This window comes from Methanocorpusculum sp. GPch4 (assembly GCF_012062385.1).
Taxonomy (GTDB): domain Archaea; phylum Halobacteriota; class Methanomicrobia; order Methanomicrobiales; family Methanocorpusculaceae; genus Methanocorpusculum; species Methanocorpusculum parvum.
Window position 1 is genome coordinate 1 of record NZ_SIJA01000087.1, and the last position, 14,359, is coordinate 14,359.

Annotated in this window: 15 protein-coding genes and 1 pseudogene; 9 read left to right on the forward strand and 7 right to left on the reverse strand. The window is 51.1% G+C overall.

Annotated features, from left to right (window positions below; all coding sequences use genetic code 11):
* From EYA77_RS09465 to mcrB, 5 genes and pseudogenes are all read right to left on the reverse strand, one after another.
* Positions 1 to 597 (reverse strand): annotated as a pseudogene (locus EYA77_RS09465) (methyl-coenzyme M reductase subunit alpha); the annotation flags it as partial.
* 5 nt (positions 598 to 602) lie between these two features.
* Positions 603 to 1,367 carry a coenzyme-B sulfoethylthiotransferase subunit gamma gene (mcrG, locus tag EYA77_RS09470; protein ID WP_167816545.1) on the reverse strand — a complete coding sequence of 255 codons (765 nt, stop codon included), beginning with the start codon at positions 1,365 to 1,367 and terminating at the stop codon, positions 603 to 605.
* Positions 1,368 to 1,378: 11 nt separating this feature from the next.
* Entirely contained in the window at positions 1,379 to 2,002 is a 624-nt protein-coding gene (gene mcrC / locus EYA77_RS09475) for a methyl-coenzyme M reductase I operon protein C (RefSeq protein WP_095642568.1), read from the reverse strand.
* A 2-nt stretch (positions 2,003 to 2,004) separates the two neighbouring features.
* Positions 2,005 to 2,478 (reverse strand): methyl-coenzyme M reductase operon protein D, encoded by a 474-nt coding sequence (gene mcrD, locus EYA77_RS09480; RefSeq protein ID WP_042697833.1) that lies wholly within the window; start codon positions 2,476 to 2,478, stop codon positions 2,005 to 2,007.
* Between the two features lie 38 nt (positions 2,479 to 2,516).
* On the reverse strand, positions 2,517 to 3,830 hold the full coding sequence (gene mcrB, locus EYA77_RS09485; RefSeq protein WP_167816546.1) for a coenzyme-B sulfoethylthiotransferase subunit beta: 1,314 nt from the start codon (positions 3,828 to 3,830) through the stop codon (positions 2,517 to 2,519).
* Between the two features lie 490 nt (positions 3,831 to 4,320).
* On the opposite strand from mcrB, the gene trmY reads away from it, so the two are divergent.
* Genes trmY through EYA77_RS09530 form a run of 9 tightly spaced genes read left to right on the forward strand, consistent with a single transcriptional unit; the run spans position 4,321 to position 10,766 of the window.
* The gene (gene trmY, locus EYA77_RS09490) at positions 4,321 to 4,908 is read left to right on the forward strand and encodes a tRNA (pseudouridine(54)-N(1))-methyltransferase TrmY (RefSeq protein ID WP_042697827.1); all 588 of its coding nucleotides are present in this window, start codon (positions 4,321 to 4,323) and stop codon (positions 4,906 to 4,908) included.
* A 30-nt stretch (positions 4,909 to 4,938) separates the two neighbouring features.
* Positions 4,939 to 6,174 (forward strand): tRNA pseudouridine(54/55) synthase Pus10, encoded by a 1,236-nt coding sequence (locus tag EYA77_RS09495; protein WP_167816547.1) that lies wholly within the window; start codon positions 4,939 to 4,941, stop codon positions 6,172 to 6,174.
* 2 nt (positions 6,175 to 6,176) lie between these two features.
* Complete coding sequence (locus EYA77_RS09500; RefSeq protein WP_095642573.1) at positions 6,177 to 6,473, forward strand: 50S ribosomal protein L21e; 297 nt, start codon at positions 6,177 to 6,179, stop codon at positions 6,471 to 6,473.
* Positions 6,474 to 6,511: 38 nt separating this feature from the next.
* Positions 6,512 to 6,880 carry an RNA polymerase Rpb4 family protein gene (locus EYA77_RS09505; RefSeq protein WP_042697818.1) on the forward strand — a complete coding sequence of 123 codons (369 nt, stop codon included), beginning with the start codon at positions 6,512 to 6,514 and terminating at the stop codon, positions 6,878 to 6,880.
* Positions 6,881 to 6,889: 9 nt separating this feature from the next.
* Positions 6,890 to 7,468 (forward strand): DUF655 domain-containing protein, encoded by a 579-nt coding sequence (locus EYA77_RS09510; RefSeq protein ID WP_095642575.1) that lies wholly within the window; start codon positions 6,890 to 6,892, stop codon positions 7,466 to 7,468.
* Between the two features lie 8 nt (positions 7,469 to 7,476).
* Complete coding sequence (gene rsmA / locus EYA77_RS09515; protein WP_042697812.1) at positions 7,477 to 8,253, forward strand: 16S rRNA (adenine(1518)-N(6)/adenine(1519)-N(6))-dimethyltransferase RsmA; 777 nt, start codon at positions 7,477 to 7,479, stop codon at positions 8,251 to 8,253.
* Complete coding sequence (locus EYA77_RS09520; RefSeq protein WP_042697807.1) at positions 8,253 to 8,834, forward strand: HemK2/MTQ2 family protein methyltransferase; 582 nt, start codon at positions 8,253 to 8,255, stop codon at positions 8,832 to 8,834. The genes rsmA and EYA77_RS09520 overlap by 1 nt, the downstream gene beginning before the upstream one ends.
* 27 nt (positions 8,835 to 8,861) lie before the next feature.
* Positions 8,862 to 9,206, forward strand: a complete 345-nt coding sequence (locus EYA77_RS09525; RefSeq protein WP_042697805.1) for a hypothetical protein — start codon at positions 8,862 to 8,864, stop codon at positions 9,204 to 9,206.
* Between the two features lie 54 nt (positions 9,207 to 9,260).
* On the forward strand, positions 9,261 to 10,766 hold the full coding sequence (locus EYA77_RS09530; protein ID WP_095642576.1) for a catalase: 1,506 nt from the start codon (positions 9,261 to 9,263) through the stop codon (positions 10,764 to 10,766).
* 9 nt (positions 10,767 to 10,775) lie between these two features.
* Here EYA77_RS09530 and EYA77_RS09535 read toward each other — a convergent pair whose 3' ends face one another.
* Both EYA77_RS09535 and EYA77_RS09540 read right to left on the reverse strand, forming a co-directional pair.
* On the reverse strand, positions 10,776 to 13,484 hold the full coding sequence (locus EYA77_RS09535) for a DEAD/DEAH box helicase (protein ID WP_042697799.1): 2,709 nt from the start codon (positions 13,482 to 13,484) through the stop codon (positions 10,776 to 10,778).
* A 1-nt stretch (position 13,485) separates the two neighbouring features.
* Complete coding sequence (locus tag EYA77_RS09540; protein WP_042697796.1) at positions 13,486 to 14,286, reverse strand: winged helix-turn-helix transcriptional regulator; 801 nt, start codon at positions 14,284 to 14,286, stop codon at positions 13,486 to 13,488.
* Between the last annotated feature and the right edge of the window lie 73 nt (positions 14,287 to 14,359).

The following is a 14,359-nucleotide window of genomic DNA, read 5'->3' on the forward strand; positions in this document are numbered from 1 at the left end:
CGGGAAGAGCTTTTCTACATCGATGACGAACTGGGGCTCGAGGTTGTCGGCGAGTTCCTGGTCACCGGTAAATACACGGACGTAACAGTCGTCGGTAAGTCCCGGGTGGGTCTCGACCATGTGTTCCTGAACGACGGCGCCTCCGGGCATTGCGTGGTTCACGACGTGGAGATACTCGTTGATGGTTTCCGGAGTTACTTCTTTGCCAAGACGTTTCTGCAGGGTCTGGTGTGCCATATCCATTGATACAATGACAGTTCTGCGGATATCATCCCACATCTGCTGCATTGCGGCGTTGTTGACAAAGTGAAGGTCATCACCCTCAACGAAGGTTCCGGTGCCGGAAAGTTCGTAGGTCATCAGCTGACGCTGACCCATCGGAATACCACCAAGGTGGCAACGCTCTGGGTTGTACATGGAGATACCACGTTTTGCTTCGATCTTCTTGTTCTCTTCCATGAACTCCATCTTACGTGGAGACTGGCGAACACCGTTGAACTTATAGAACTCAGCGGTTTTGGACGTGGGGTCCTGCTTTGGGAACTTCTGCTTGAGTGCTTCAAGGAAAAGTTTCTGGGTCTTTTCTACTTTTGCCATATTACTCAGGCCTCCATGGGCATGAATCCGTACTTGGTACGAAGGGCGTGGATACGCTGGACATATGCGATGTACTCAGCGTCAGAGCGGTATGCACTCCCAACTAGCGAGTTGAAGATGGTAGTGTGCTCTTTGAGCCAGCCTGCATCCATCGGTTTGCCGACGGCAACTTTGCGGTCAAGTGGAACACCGACCTGATCTTTGATGTACTTTACAATGCCGTCTTTGTCGAGGATACAACGCTGAAGCATATCGAACATCATTCCGTTCTCTGCGAGACGGAGAGAGTGTCCATGCACAGTTGCACCGCGAATACCGGTGGTTGCCGGGTCGAAGATGGCGGACTCGATAAGCTCGCGTGCGTATCCTTCAAGGTCACGCTCACGGCACTCGACGATCTGACGACCGGAAAGAGTTCCCGGGTCAATACCCCGGAAGCGGTAGCATTCGAGGTAGGTTCTCTGGTAAGGCTGACAGGGTGCATTCTGCATAGAGTCAGTGAACTGGATGTATCTTACACGGTCACCTGCTTTCGCTCCTTCAGTCGGTTTAACGAGCTTCCGGATCGGGCAGTCAGGTTCTCCCTGTTCTGCGAGTGGTGGGTGTGCGGACGGGTATGCCTGTCCTGGTGCACGGTGTCCTAAGATAAGGACAATGTCCTCATCGGTGACGCTGCGAATCTTTTCGAGCTTTACGTTCGGGTTCATCTGGTTGCGGCGGTTTGCTGCAACTTTTGAAGTTCCCGGACCATACTGTGGTTTGTATGCCATAGTTTGTTCACCTAGTTTGTAGATTTAATAATTCTGAGTACTTCATGAATGACATCTGACATAGCCACACGACTTGGCGTCTGTCCCCGGGTTATCCCGGTAACAAGTCCCATTACCGTGCCTTTGGTCCGAATGTCATCTGGTTTTGGCATTACGTATGCGGTCTTAACACCGGCTTTTGCAAAATCCTCATAATCAACCGGAGCCTGGCAGACGACAACAGCATTTACGCTGCATTCCTGCAGGATCTTTCTTGATTTGTGGACCACATGAGACCGTATGTTTCCGTGGTGAAGAACGGCAACTTTGTGACGTTCTATCTGTTCTATCTCGCGATCGAGAATTCCGAAATTTGAGCCGAGTGCTACCCCGCCGATATCCGCATCAGGTGGAACTCCGCTGCCTGCGTTCAGCACCAAGGTACTTACGCTGTATTCGATCCCCTGCTGCCGCAGTGCTGACGTAATATCGCAGACAGGTTTTGTAATATGTCTCCGGCCTGGAGACATGCCCACGATGATAACATCAGGATTTTTACATTCAGAGATGGTTCCCCTCTGAGCAAGAGATCCCCCCTTGCCCATACCCATACTCTGTCTGCAGTCGACGAGTTGTGTTACACGACCAAGCGGCATTTTTATTTTGTTCCCTGAAGGATGATAGGGCGCTGTTTGCTTTTTGGATCGCTCATTCCGAGAATTCGTTTGTCATCGACAATACCGTATTTAGCATAGTCGGTGGTAGTCATGTTCGACCGCATATAGGTACCTTCGGTGATACCATACGGGAATTTGTCAGCGAAGACCTCATCACATGCCGCCTTGACAAGCGGAATCACAGAAGCATCTTCCAATTCAAGAAGAATTGCACCGACCTGAACGTGGAGAAGATAATCTTCACCGCAGACTTTTATGATGCGCCGATGCGAGTTGTCATTGATCTCGCCTCTGGCCGGACCGTAAGGTACGGTAGCCGGAAGGTTTGGACCATTGAGGACCAGACGGCGTATCCCATCTATTGCGCAGATTTTATCGAGAAGAATCTCGGTAGTTTCCGGATTCAGAAATCTCGTGGGGACGATTCTTAGTTGTGGATATGTTGTTTCTGTCATTCTAGTTCCTTTCCGCCTAAGCGGAAATCAGTACAGGTTTAAACTGCTTTTGCAATTGCCTGGAGCGGGTGGGCGAACTCATCGATCTGACCGAAGGTCTCACCATAGATCTTGGCGGTTCCTTCCGGAGAGAACATCTGAGTACCTGCATCAAGTGCACATGCTGCAACGATACAAGGCATACCGACACCTGCTGCGTGGCGGGTAACGACGTGGTTTCCGTTGAAGATACCAGGTCCTCCTCCACCATAGATGGAGTGGCTGAAGAAGGAGAAACCGACTGCAACACCCATCGTTCTTCCGAAGTCAGATCCCGGAAGTCCGGTTTCGTGTTCGATAAGGTCGTTGAAGTACAGTAAGGTCGAGGATACTGCCTGGGCGAAACGTCCGGCACCACAGTTTACCATGGTTGCTGCAAGCGTTCCGGCAGAGGTGTATGCGTTCCAAAGCATTGGGTCTTTGGTCTCGTAGGGTTTGAAGTAGCCGCCTTTTGCTGCTGCACCCTGTTTGATGACTTTATCTTCGACTGCACGCTCGACTAAGGACTGGACAACAGTACCGACAGTTCCCGTCTGGCCGTTCTCTTTTACAAGATCGTAGACGATGTTGTTGGCGTTGAGACCCTGGTAGGCGAGCAGTAAGAGCTGTGCACGCTCGAATGGACCGATAGCGGCACCCATTTCGAACTCTCCTGCCTGTTCAAAGACAGAAGTAAGTGCTGCGCCCTGCATTGCATTACGGTGGGTGATCATCACAGACTGGTTTGCCGGGATGTTACGAAGTGCATATCCAAGAGACTCGTTGTTCTGCGGGATGGACATGATCATGGAGCAAGCGCCGCCTGCCATATCCATAGTGACCGGGTAGGTACCGTATGCTGCTGCTTTGACAGTGTTTGCGTTGAACATGTCAACGTTGAACTGCTCAACAACTGCGTAGGTCGTTGCTGCTGCTACAGAGGTAAGAGCTGCATCGTAGGTCGCAGCTGCTGCAATACGTGCCGAGGGCACTTTGACGAGCAGAAGTTTTCCGCCGTTGTAGCGTTTGATCACTGTGTCGTCGCCTGCTTCAACAGAGACGTACTCTTTGATCTTTGCTTCGATAGCGTCGATGTTGCCGACGATATCAAGGTTGAGTTCACGGCCGAGGATCTGCTGGTGCTTACCGATCTTACCGGTCTTTAAAGCCTCCTGCATACCGCCGAGGTTGACTGCGACGGTCCTCTTGGTGTCGTCGATGATTTTCTTTACTGCCGGGTTAACCAGCGGGCTGATCTTTTCGAGTGCGACATTGCTCTTTAAGAGCTTGCCGTTGTCGTCGTAAAGGTCGATTACATCTTTGTATTTTGCCATAATTTTTCCTCTTTTGTAAGGTGATTGGATTGGCTGTTTTACCGTTACTTATACTGAAAATACCTGCTTGTTACTGAATAGAAACGCTGATGGTCAGTGACGGTTGCTTTTTTCACGTCCACGGCCCGGTTTTTGCAAACCTACAGGCCAGGCAGATAGCCATTGTCTGGATATCCGCCCCCTCTCGGGACATTTACACTGTTTCTTTGTGTCGGGATATAAGTATTATCTTTAGAAGAGAGATTAAGTGATTTAGTGTACATTCCTGATATTTTGACGAATTTTGCCAGTCAGAGCATATTTCAAGGGTGTTTTCATTCACAGGGATTTTTTACGTGCGTGAAAAAGTACATTTGTAATACTTTATTTGCTCAATTAGTTCTCTGCGTGATATTTCAGTATGCGCCCTAGAAATTTGCAGAAATCATCATCCTTTACAACGATCCCGGATGAACTTTTTTCACCCCTCACACCCAACCATAGTATCACAATGATAAGGTTTGCAGTAATAGGACACAAAGCAGTCACAACACCCGACTTCTCACTAAACGACATGCCGGGAGGAGCCGGACGGATGGATGTTTTATGCAGATGCATCAACGCCTCGTTTTTTCTCAGCCATGACCTGCGGCGAAACACCGAATGTTTTCTTATCCTGAAAGGAGGAGAACAGGCCGACCCTGAGAACACAGTCACCCTCCGGTTTTCCGGTGAAAAGATCAAATCCCTCAACCCCGACGAACGAAGTGCCGGTGCACTGATCAAAAAAGCACTCGTAACTATTCCTGAGGAGGAATACCAGCGGGCAGCTCCCGGAATATCCATCAGAAAAAGCGGACTTTCCAAACTTCTTCAAGAACACCCCTTCGCCGTCCTTGATGAAAACGGCGAAGACATCCGAACAGCAAAAATCCTTCCGGAAAATTTCATATTGAGTGATCATCAGAACTTCACCGAAGAAGAAATGGACCTTATCAAAGACCTCCCGAAATACTCAGTCGGCCCCCGTGTCCTCCATGCAGATCACACGATCACCGTAATCTTAAACGAGTTTGACCGCCGTGGAGAACAAGCCTAAATGGTTTCCCATCCAATATAACAGAATCAAATGCTTGAACTCGTCAACACCATATTAGAGTACGGCGATATCTGCGATCACTGCCTTGGCCGGCTGTTCGCAAAAAAATCATTCGGACTCACCAACGAAGAGCGGGGCCGTTCCCTTCGGATAGCTCATGCCCTTGCGTATAATATCCCCTACAAACCCTATGAAAAAGGAACCTGCTGGGTCTGCAACGACTTATTCGATACGATTCCCTACTGGGCTGAGAAAGCAGCAGCAGCCGTACAAGGAATCGACCACGAGACATTCGTCATAGGCACCCGCGTTCCCCCGATGATGGCTGAATCAGAAGAGATGCTCTGGTCCGACCTTTCACTCGAAAACCCCGAACCCCTCAAATCCGAGATGAACCGTGAAGTCGGAAAAGCAGTTTCCGCTCTCACCGGCAAACGCGGGAATCCGAAAAATCCCGAGGTCACCATCGTTTTGAATATTGCCGACGACTGTGTCGAAGTCCAGATCGCCTCATTATACTTCTACGGCAGGTATCTGAAATATGAACGCGGGATCCCGCAGACCCACTGGGACTGCCGCGCATGCAAAGGGAGAGGGTGCGAAATCTGCAGCTTTACCGGCAAACAATACCCCACATCAGTGGAAGAACTCATTGCAGAAGTCCCAAAACAGATTTTCGAAAGTGACTGCGGGGTCCTGCACGGAGCGGGAAGAGAAGACATCGACGCAGTCATGATCGGGACCGGAAGACCCTTTGTTATGGAGATGCAGAACCCGAAAAAGCGGACATATGACATAAAAGAACTGGAAAAAGCGATAAACGAGTCTGCAAACCCCAGAGTAGGGGTCGTCCTTGAAAGCTGGTCCGACAAAAAAACCGTGGAAATGCTTAAATCAAACAAAGGGCATAAAACATACAGGATTCTAGTCTCAATAGATGACAGTATCTCTCTGGAAAATGTTCAGAATGCCGTATCCAAGCTCAAAGGAGCCTGGATTGATCAGCGCACGCCTGAACGGGTCTCGCACAGACGTGCAGACCTCGTTCGAAAGAGACAGGTCATTGACATAGGAGTTCTTGGTGTGGAAAACGGCCTTTACCGGCTTGAAGTGCTCGGTGAAGGCGGCCTCTACATCAAAGAGCTCGTATCAGGAGACGGGGGTCGAACGACCCCCAGTCTTGCTGAAATCCTCGCCGTTCCGGCTAAAGTCGTCGAATTAGACGTGGTGCAGGTCGACGGATTACCAAATATTGGAGATGAGTAAACATGGCAAAGCACAATGGAATTAAAAAACGAACAAGATATAAGTTACAGAAAACCCTGCGCACCCGCGGAATGCCCAACGTGACCAAGATCATTCAGAACTTCGACGAAGGACAGAAAGTTCACCTTGTCTTAGACTCAAGCGTTCAGAAAGGACAGCCCCACCCGAGATTCCACGGCAAGACCGGAACGATCATCGGCAAGAGAGGCAGAGCCTGGCTCCTTGAGATCAAAGACGGCAATGCAACCAAAACAGTCATTGCAAGACCGCAGCACCTCACGGCGCAGAAATATAATTAACCCCCAAATACTTATTTTACATTTATCAGGAGTCTCGCATGAAAGTAAAGAAAATTATCAGTGAAGATATGATGACCCTTCCGGAGCTTCGCGTAGAACTTATTGCTATCCGCGAAAAACGCTCGGTTGGAGAACTGGATGATGAACCATCCCGGAGCATATCATACGAACTGCGTAAGAGTATTGACCATGCAGACAGTCTCAGTAAATGCAGTGTTGAAACGGCAAAGTCACTCCTTGTTGACCTTGCCTCAATGGAAAAAACGAAACCGGAGATCGCCTGCAGGATCGTCAACATTATGCCGCAGAGCCGTGATGAGATCAGAGCGATCTATGCAAAAGAGCGGTTCACCCTTCTTCCAGAAGATTTAGATCAGATTCTTGACACTCTGCACAAATACGAGTGAGTGGTAGCGATGCCGCCAAAGACTGAGAGGACCGATAAAAAGGAAGTCGAAGCTGTAGTCCTTGACTATCTTCAGTGGGGATATGCAAGCGACAGACGTCCGTTGAATCAGCGCGAGTCGATTATTATCGCAGTCGGCACTGACCAGTTCAAACTTCTCGAACTCATCGCAAAAAAAGACGTCGCGATCAATCTGCACGACAAAGTCTACATCGGCGAAGAGGAGAGAAAACATGTCGAGCGGGTAAAACGCCGGTTGTCGTACGACGAACTGACGCCGACCGCGAAAGGCGAGCTTGAGCCGGTAGTTGAAAAGATCATTGCAGCGTCTGAAGGCAGGTTCGTGGAGTTCTACAACACCGCTGTTCCCATCAGCCTCAAGATGCATATGTTAAATCTCCTCCCCGGATTCGGAAAGAAAACCCTTACCGACACCCTGGAAGAACGCCAGAAAAAACCGTTTGAGAGCTTCGAGAACATCCGCACCCGGGTCAAGACCCTCCAGAAACCGGAGAAGTTTATCCGTGAACGGATCATGCTCGAACTTGAGAATCCGGAAGAGAAGTATCATCTCTTTACCTCAAAATAATCTTTTTTATGAAAGCGCCAAAGGATCAGCATTTTCTGATTGATACAGACGCCGTAGATTTTATCGCCGGGTCGGTCCCGATCCAGGGACGAAAGGTGCTTGAAGTAGGGCCGGGCGGAGGAGTCCTGACAGCGGCTCTTCTCGAACGGGGAGCAAATGTCAGAGCGGTCGAACTGGACGGAACGCTTCTCCCAAACCTTGAACAGCGGTTCAAAGATGAACTCGCTTCAGGTCAGCTGACCATAACCCGGGGCGATGCTTCCAGAGTTGACCTCCCGGATTTTGATCTGGTGATCGCAAATCTGCCCTACTCCATCTCATCGAAGATCACGTTCCGGCTCCTCGAAACCGGATTCGAGACAGCTGTTCTGATGTATCAGTGGGAGTTTGCAAAACGCATGGTGTCCCCGCCTGGCGACGGAGAGTACGGCAGACTTTCCGTAATGGTGCAGACCTATGCGGATGTGGAGCTCATCCTCAAACTTCCGCCCCGGGCGTTCAGCCCCCCGCCGGAAGTCGATTCAGCAGTAGTAAAGATCATCCCGCGTGAACCCCCGGTCAAAATACTGAACCGCGAGGTCCATGCAGTTCTCGTTCGCGAACTCTTCTCCCACCGGAGAAAAACCATCCAGAACGGACTCAAAGGAATGAAAAGCATCTACGGTGAAGAGATCATAACAAAACTCATCGGCAGTCTACCAAAAGATCTCACAGGCAAACGCCCCGAGAAGCTTTCTATTCTGGATTTCATTGAGCTTGCCAACCGGCTAAGTGATCTGATATAATGGATATCGACAGGACCCAGATCTATTTTCCCTCTGACGATACGTATCTCCTGATAAAAGCAGCACTCGCCGAAGTAAAGCCGGCCGACCGGGTCCTTGAGATCGGAACCGGATCGGGGGCAGTGGCAAAATCCGTAAAAGAAGTAACGCCGGATGTCCTCGCAGTCGAAATAAATCCCCACGCGGCAAAATATGCACACGAAGTAAACGGTATCGAGGTCATCAGAGGGGATCTCTTTGATCCGATCTGCGGAGAGTTCGATCTGATCTTATTCAATGCACCCTATCTTCCGACGGATCCGGAAGAGCGGCTTGACGACTGGCTTGAGTATGCTCTTGACGGAGGGCCGACCGGCCGGGAGGTCGTTGAGCGGTTTATCCGCGAAGCACCCCCTCACCTTTCAACATTCGGACGGATCCTCCTTCTCATCTCCTCCCTTACCGGGATCGATGACGTCCTGAAGATCTGTCATACAGAAGCATTGATCGCTCTCGTGACGGCAGAAGAACGGCAGGAAGACGGGGAGATCCTGTATGTTCTCCGGATCTCGCGGGATCTGTGTTCTCTTTGCAAAACCTAATTAATCCATGAATCCCCAATGTAGAATATGTCTCGTATATTATCAGAACACGATATAGCCCTTCTTTTAAAACTCGCACCCGAGTGTGATACACTTGTCTGCGGAAAATCAGAAACAGCGTTTCGCTCGATCCTCCCGCCGGTAGCCAACCATTATGCAAAGGATGCGGATGATTTCGCAGCACGGCTGAACAGGCTCACGGAGGAGGAGTTTATTTCGCTCATCGAACTCATCCGGATCGGAAAAGAAGGAGTGGCATGTCTGCCGGCCGAGTGTGCCGAAGTTCTGATCGAACAGGCGATGCGCCGTGCCGGAGCAGATGCTGCAAATGAATTATATGCACTCTACGAACTTGGCAATCAGTGCCAATAATTTTTTTACCACATTGCAATACTTTTTATCCCCGGAAATGAGTAAGAAGATACTATGGATAAAAAACAGGATCTTACTCATGAAAACGGAGCGCCGGTAGCCGACAACCTGAACTCGCTCACTGCAGGACCCCGCGGACCATTGATGCTCCAGGATCTGTGGTTTCTGGAAAAACTTGCACATTTCGATCGGGAAGTCATCCCGGAAAGACGTATGCATGCAAAAGGTTCCGGAGCGTTCGGCACCTTTACCGTGACCGCTGACGTGGAAAAATACACCAAAGCAAAAGTTTTCGAGAAAGGAAAAAAGACCGAGGTCTTTGTCCGGTTTTCTACCGTGGCAGGCGAGAGGGGAGCTGCCGATGCAGAGCGCGATATCCGGGGATTTGCGATCAAATTCTATACCGAAGAAGGAAACTGGGATCTTGTCGGCAACAACACGCCGGTCTTTTTTATCAGAGACCCTCTGCAGTTTCCCGATCTGAACCATGCCGTAAAACGTGATCCTAAAACGAACATGCGTTCCGCGCAGAACAACTGGGACTTCTGGACCTCGCTTCCGGAAGCGCTCCATCAGGTAACGATCGTCATGTCTGATCGGGGGATCCCGGCAAGTTACCGGCACATGCACGGGTTTGGCAGCCATACCTACAGTCTGATCAATGCCGAAGGGAAGCGGGTATGGGTCAAGTATCATTTCAAGACCCAGCAGGGGATCAAAAATATCACCGACCAGGAAGCGGAAATCCTCGTAGGCAAAGACCGGGAAAGTAATCAGAGGGATCTCTTTGAAGCGATCGAACGAAAAGAGTTCCCGAGATGGAAGATGTACTTCCAGATCATGACAGAAGAGGAGGCGAGAGTCAGAAAAGAAAATCCGTTCGACATCTCCAAAGTCTGGAGTCACAAAGAGTATCCGATGATAGAAGTCGGTGTGCTTGAACTGAACAGAAATCCGGAGAACTACTTTGCCGATGTGGAGCAGGCGGCGTTCAATCCGGCAAACATCGTTCCGGGAGTCGGCCTTTCGCCGGATAAACTCCTGCAGGGCAGACTGTTTTCCTACGGCGATGCGCAGCGTTACCGGTTAGGCGTGAATCATTCGCTGATCCCGGTCAACCGTCCGAAAGTCGACGTCCATGCATTCCATCGGGACGGACTTATGCGGGTGGATGGAAACTACGGAGCTGCCAAAGGGTATGTGCCAAACAGTTATGATGAGTGGAAACAGCAGGAGGCATACCGTGACCCGTCGCTGAAACTTTCCGGGGATATGGACAGGTATGAACAAAAAGATGATGAGAATGACGACTGTTTCTACCAGCCGGGCGATCTGTACCGTCTGATGACGGAGGATAAAAAACAGGTCCTGATCGAAAACACCGCACGAAACATGGAGGGCGTAACGGAGAACATCAAATACCGACACGCAGCCCACTGTTATCTTGCAGATCCGGATTACGGGACGAGGTTTGCAAAACTCTGCGGTCTTGATCTGAATAAAGTTGTCTCCCTCTCAAAAATGAGCCATGCGGAGAGGATGGAAAATACAAAAAGGTAGAGGATCTCCTCACTCTTTTTTCTTTTTTACGATAGCAGGTCCTTTTCCGGCGCCGGGGATGTCCGTGTCGATGTCAACAGTGATCCCGATCAAAAACGCGTTCATTCGGTCGATCGCTTCACGGTTTCTGGTATCGGCCGCAGCAGCTCTCTGATAACACAAATATGCTGTATCCCGCTCGTTTCGAAGGTCATACACCTTGCCAAGTTCAACAAGGGCACGGCTGTCTTTTGGATTGTCGGCAACGTAATTGCCAAGCATCGACAGTGCCTCGTCATATTTTCCGGCACGTCTGAGATCGACAGCGGTCTCGATGAGGGTGTGCGGATCACCGGATGACGATGTGCGTCTGGATCCGGATTCGCCGGGACCGGAGGTATTCTGCTGTTTTCGCTTCGGCGGAGGGATATACTGGGAAGCTTCGCGTTTTTTGCGCTCGACACGGTCCTCCATCTCTTTGTTCGCCCGGCGGGGAGGTTTGGGCAGCTCAGGCTCTGCTGATTCACGGCGGAGTTTTCTGGATCCTGCTTTTTTCCGCCGTTCATCCTCATGGACATGCTTGTCGGCTGCATGGATCTCCTTCTTTTTGGCAACCCAGGCCGGCTCGGAGGCGGGTTTAGCGGAAGCCTTTTTGTCGCCGATCCAGGCGGCTTCCTTTTTCTCCGTCGAACGGCGGTCGGTCCGGCGCTTTTCCTTTTCCCGTTCGTCGTCCATACAGGAAAGTTCAGCGATCATTTCCAGGGGATCATCCATCACGCGAACGAGTTTGTCGATCTCCAATAACCGCTCCATACCGATGAAGTGTTCGGCCATGATCTTTCCAAGCTGGGAAAGTTCCAGGACCCCGCCGGATTTCCTGACGAGTTTGTGTTTGATAAGTTCCGCAAGGGGATCATCACCCACGCCTACCATGGTGTTTCCAACGGCGATGATATCTGCTTCACGTCCGCGGCAGACGATCGCATTGGCGGCAAACTCTTCAGATGTCTCCTCGATGTCATACACCGGCGAGACCTCTTCCATATCTCCTTTGAGAAGCTGGATGGCCACCTCCTCCTCGGTGAGTTTGGTTTCACGCGAATACGAGGCCCCGGGCTCGGCGAGGACGACAACTCTGCCAAGATCATGGAAGTCAGGCCGGCCGGCACGTCCCATCATCTGATGGAACTCCTGAACGGAGAGCCAGTCGATTCCCATCGCGAGAGCATCGAAGATCACCTGGCTTGCCGGGAAATCCACGCCGGCTGCGAGTGCCGCAGTAGTGACAACACAGGCAAGTTTTCCCTCTTCGAACTGCCGTTCAACTGCCCGGCGTTCCTGGGACGTAAGTCCGGCGTGATACGGAGCGGCGGTCCCTCCTATCGCCTCGGCTACGGTATGACACCTGCTCCGGGCATTCGTGAACACGATCGTCTGCCCTTTGAATCCTTTCGAAGAGGTTTTGTTGAACTCCTCAAAGACCAGTTTTTTGATGAACGGGATCTTTCCGTCTTTTTCTGTGAAGATCAGATGGCGTTCCAGAGCCACCGGACGGTCTGCATACGATACAAGAGCAGCATTCAGTTTTTTTGCGAGAAGGTTGGGTGAACCGATCGTTGCCGAAAGATAGAGGAACTGGGCTTTTGGAGCGATATATTTCAGCCGTGCAATCAGTCCGTCGAGACGGTGACCCCGTTCGGGATCCTCGAGCATCTGGACCTCGTCGATAACGACCGTGCCAATATTGCTGACCGGCATGCCCTTTCTCAGAAGATTGTCCATACCTTCGTAGGTTCCGACAACGATCCCTCCGCCTGCACCGCGGTTTCCAATAGGACGGGTCTCCGGCAGATTCACCCGGGAGACACCGGTCATTATCGAGGTCTGGGTTATGGTCTTGTATTTTTCTGAGAATCGGTCATACTTCTGATTGGCAAGAGCGACGAGTGGAACGAGAAACAGCATTCTTCCGCGCTTCTCGAGATAATTTTTCAGCCCGGCCATCTCACCGATGAACGTCTTCCCGCTTGCCGTCGCGGCGACAACGAGGAGATCTTTTCCATACAAAAGTCCCGACTCGACCGCACGCTGCTGGGCAGGCATGAGTGTCTCAACACCGCACCGTTCAATAAATTCCCGGGGAAGCGGCAGGTTTTCGATACGTTCGGTCGGCGTCTGATCATGCGCCTCGAGCCGGTCGAACATCGTCTTTTTGGTGTCGAGCGACTCAGGCTGAAGGATCGCAAGCACCATATCCAGATCACGATACTCTTCGAGAAGATTTTCGATATGGAGCTGGGTTCGTTTTCCAAGATGTTTGATGTGACCGAGTTCACGGCGGAGCTCACGCTTTGCGCAGTCAAGGCAGACAAACTCCTGCCCGCATCTGATCCTGGTCTCTTCGGTAAGGGGGGTGATCCGGTCGTCAAAAAGACAGGTCCGGCAAAGTGTCGTTGTTTCCCAGGATAACTGCATGCCTCTGAGAAAATCCTGGAATTCCGGCAGGGTCTGGGTGAGTTTAATCGGACCGTTCCCCCGAAGTACCGTGATGAACTCTTTTGTGGGCGTCTTCTCGACGTGGGAAGTCCCGGGTCTTCTGACAAAAAACTCAGACGGACGCATGCCTTTTGAGGTCTCTTCGAGTTCGACGGTACCTACATGTTTTATTCTGCCTGCCTTTGCGTCGTCACAAAAATAGACTTTATACCCTTTTTTCCAGGGCTGAACGATGGTCGTCACGTTATTCAGTCACCAGTTCGTGGATCGTATAGGAAAGACCCGCAGTTTCCAGACGTTTCAGGAAATCGGTGAACTCCTCGTCAACGATCAGGATCAGGCAGCGCATCCCGTGGAATGCCGCCTCAACAGCCCCTTCCCGCGCCCCGAAGAACATATCCGGCGTTAGGCCTGAATTTTTACAGGCAAGATAGGCCTCAAGTCCGACGGCTGCGATGATATCCGCATTCTTTGCAAGAGAGAGGAATTTTTCCGTCGAAACCATCTTTGAGCCGCCGCGTTCGATGCGCGGAACTTTGGCAACGTCCACTTTTCCTTCCGTGTGTTCGATGATGCCGGCAAGTCGGGCTACGCCGACGTCCATTCCTTCCGATGCATCGGCCGTGACCATTCCCATTGCCGTCTGAGGGCGTTTGCCCGCATACAGCCAGCCGGATTTCATGTACACGCCGACCGAGTCGCCTGCTTTCAGATCGGAATCGGCGATAGCGGCCCAGGTCACGACCTGATGGATGATGTCACGGCGAACATGCCGGGCGTAGGATTCCAGGATCTCCGCATTGTTCAGGACCCACTCGACCCCTTTGTGGGTGACATAATACCGCCCTCTCCCTTCAGCGCTGATGTACCCCTCTTCGGCGAGGTCACGAACGTATTCAGATATTGCCTGGGGGGTGACGCCGAGCTTTTCCGCGATCTCCTGCTGGCGGATCGACGGCTGGTGCTCGGCAACCTCGACTAAGACCTGGAATCTGGTCGTTTCACGTTTACTGCGAAGGATGTTGGTTAATGGATCATCAGGCATGGTATATCTCCTATTCTGTAGTATGGGCGCTCCACAAAGAAAATATGTGGGGCACAAAACCCTACACTTATAT

Coding starts and splice junctions, on each gene's coding strand:
- mcrG (WP_167816545.1), bottom strand. CDS start 1,367: ATGGCATACAAACCACAGTATGGTCCGGGAACTTCAAAAGTTGCAGCA.
- mcrC (WP_095642568.1), bottom strand. CDS start 2,002: ATGCCGCTTGGTCGTGTAACACAACTCGTCGACTGCAGACAGAGTATG.
- mcrD (WP_042697833.1), bottom strand. CDS start 2,478: ATGACAGAAACAACATATCCACAACTAAGAATCGTCCCCACGAGATTT.
- mcrB (WP_167816546.1), bottom strand. CDS start 3,830: ATGGCAAAATACAAAGATGTAATCGACCTTTACGACGACAACGGCAAG.
- trmY (WP_042697827.1), top strand. CDS start 4,321: ATGATAAGGTTTGCAGTAATAGGACACAAAGCAGTCACAACACCCGAC.
- EYA77_RS09495 (WP_167816547.1), top strand. CDS start 4,939: ATGCTTGAACTCGTCAACACCATATTAGAGTACGGCGATATCTGCGAT.
- EYA77_RS09500 (WP_095642573.1), top strand. CDS start 6,177: ATGGCAAAGCACAATGGAATTAAAAAACGAACAAGATATAAGTTACAG.
- EYA77_RS09505 (WP_042697818.1), top strand. CDS start 6,512: ATGAAAGTAAAGAAAATTATCAGTGAAGATATGATGACCCTTCCGGAG.
- EYA77_RS09510 (WP_095642575.1), top strand. CDS start 6,890: ATGCCGCCAAAGACTGAGAGGACCGATAAAAAGGAAGTCGAAGCTGTA.
- rsmA (WP_042697812.1), top strand. CDS start 7,477: ATGAAAGCGCCAAAGGATCAGCATTTTCTGATTGATACAGACGCCGTA.
- EYA77_RS09520 (WP_042697807.1), top strand. CDS start 8,253: ATGGATATCGACAGGACCCAGATCTATTTTCCCTCTGACGATACGTAT.
- EYA77_RS09525 (WP_042697805.1), top strand. CDS start 8,862: ATGTCTCGTATATTATCAGAACACGATATAGCCCTTCTTTTAAAACTC.
- EYA77_RS09530 (WP_095642576.1), top strand. CDS start 9,261: ATGGATAAAAAACAGGATCTTACTCATGAAAACGGAGCGCCGGTAGCC.
- EYA77_RS09540 (WP_042697796.1), bottom strand. CDS start 14,286: ATGCCTGATGATCCATTAACCAACATCCTTCGCAGTAAACGTGAAACG.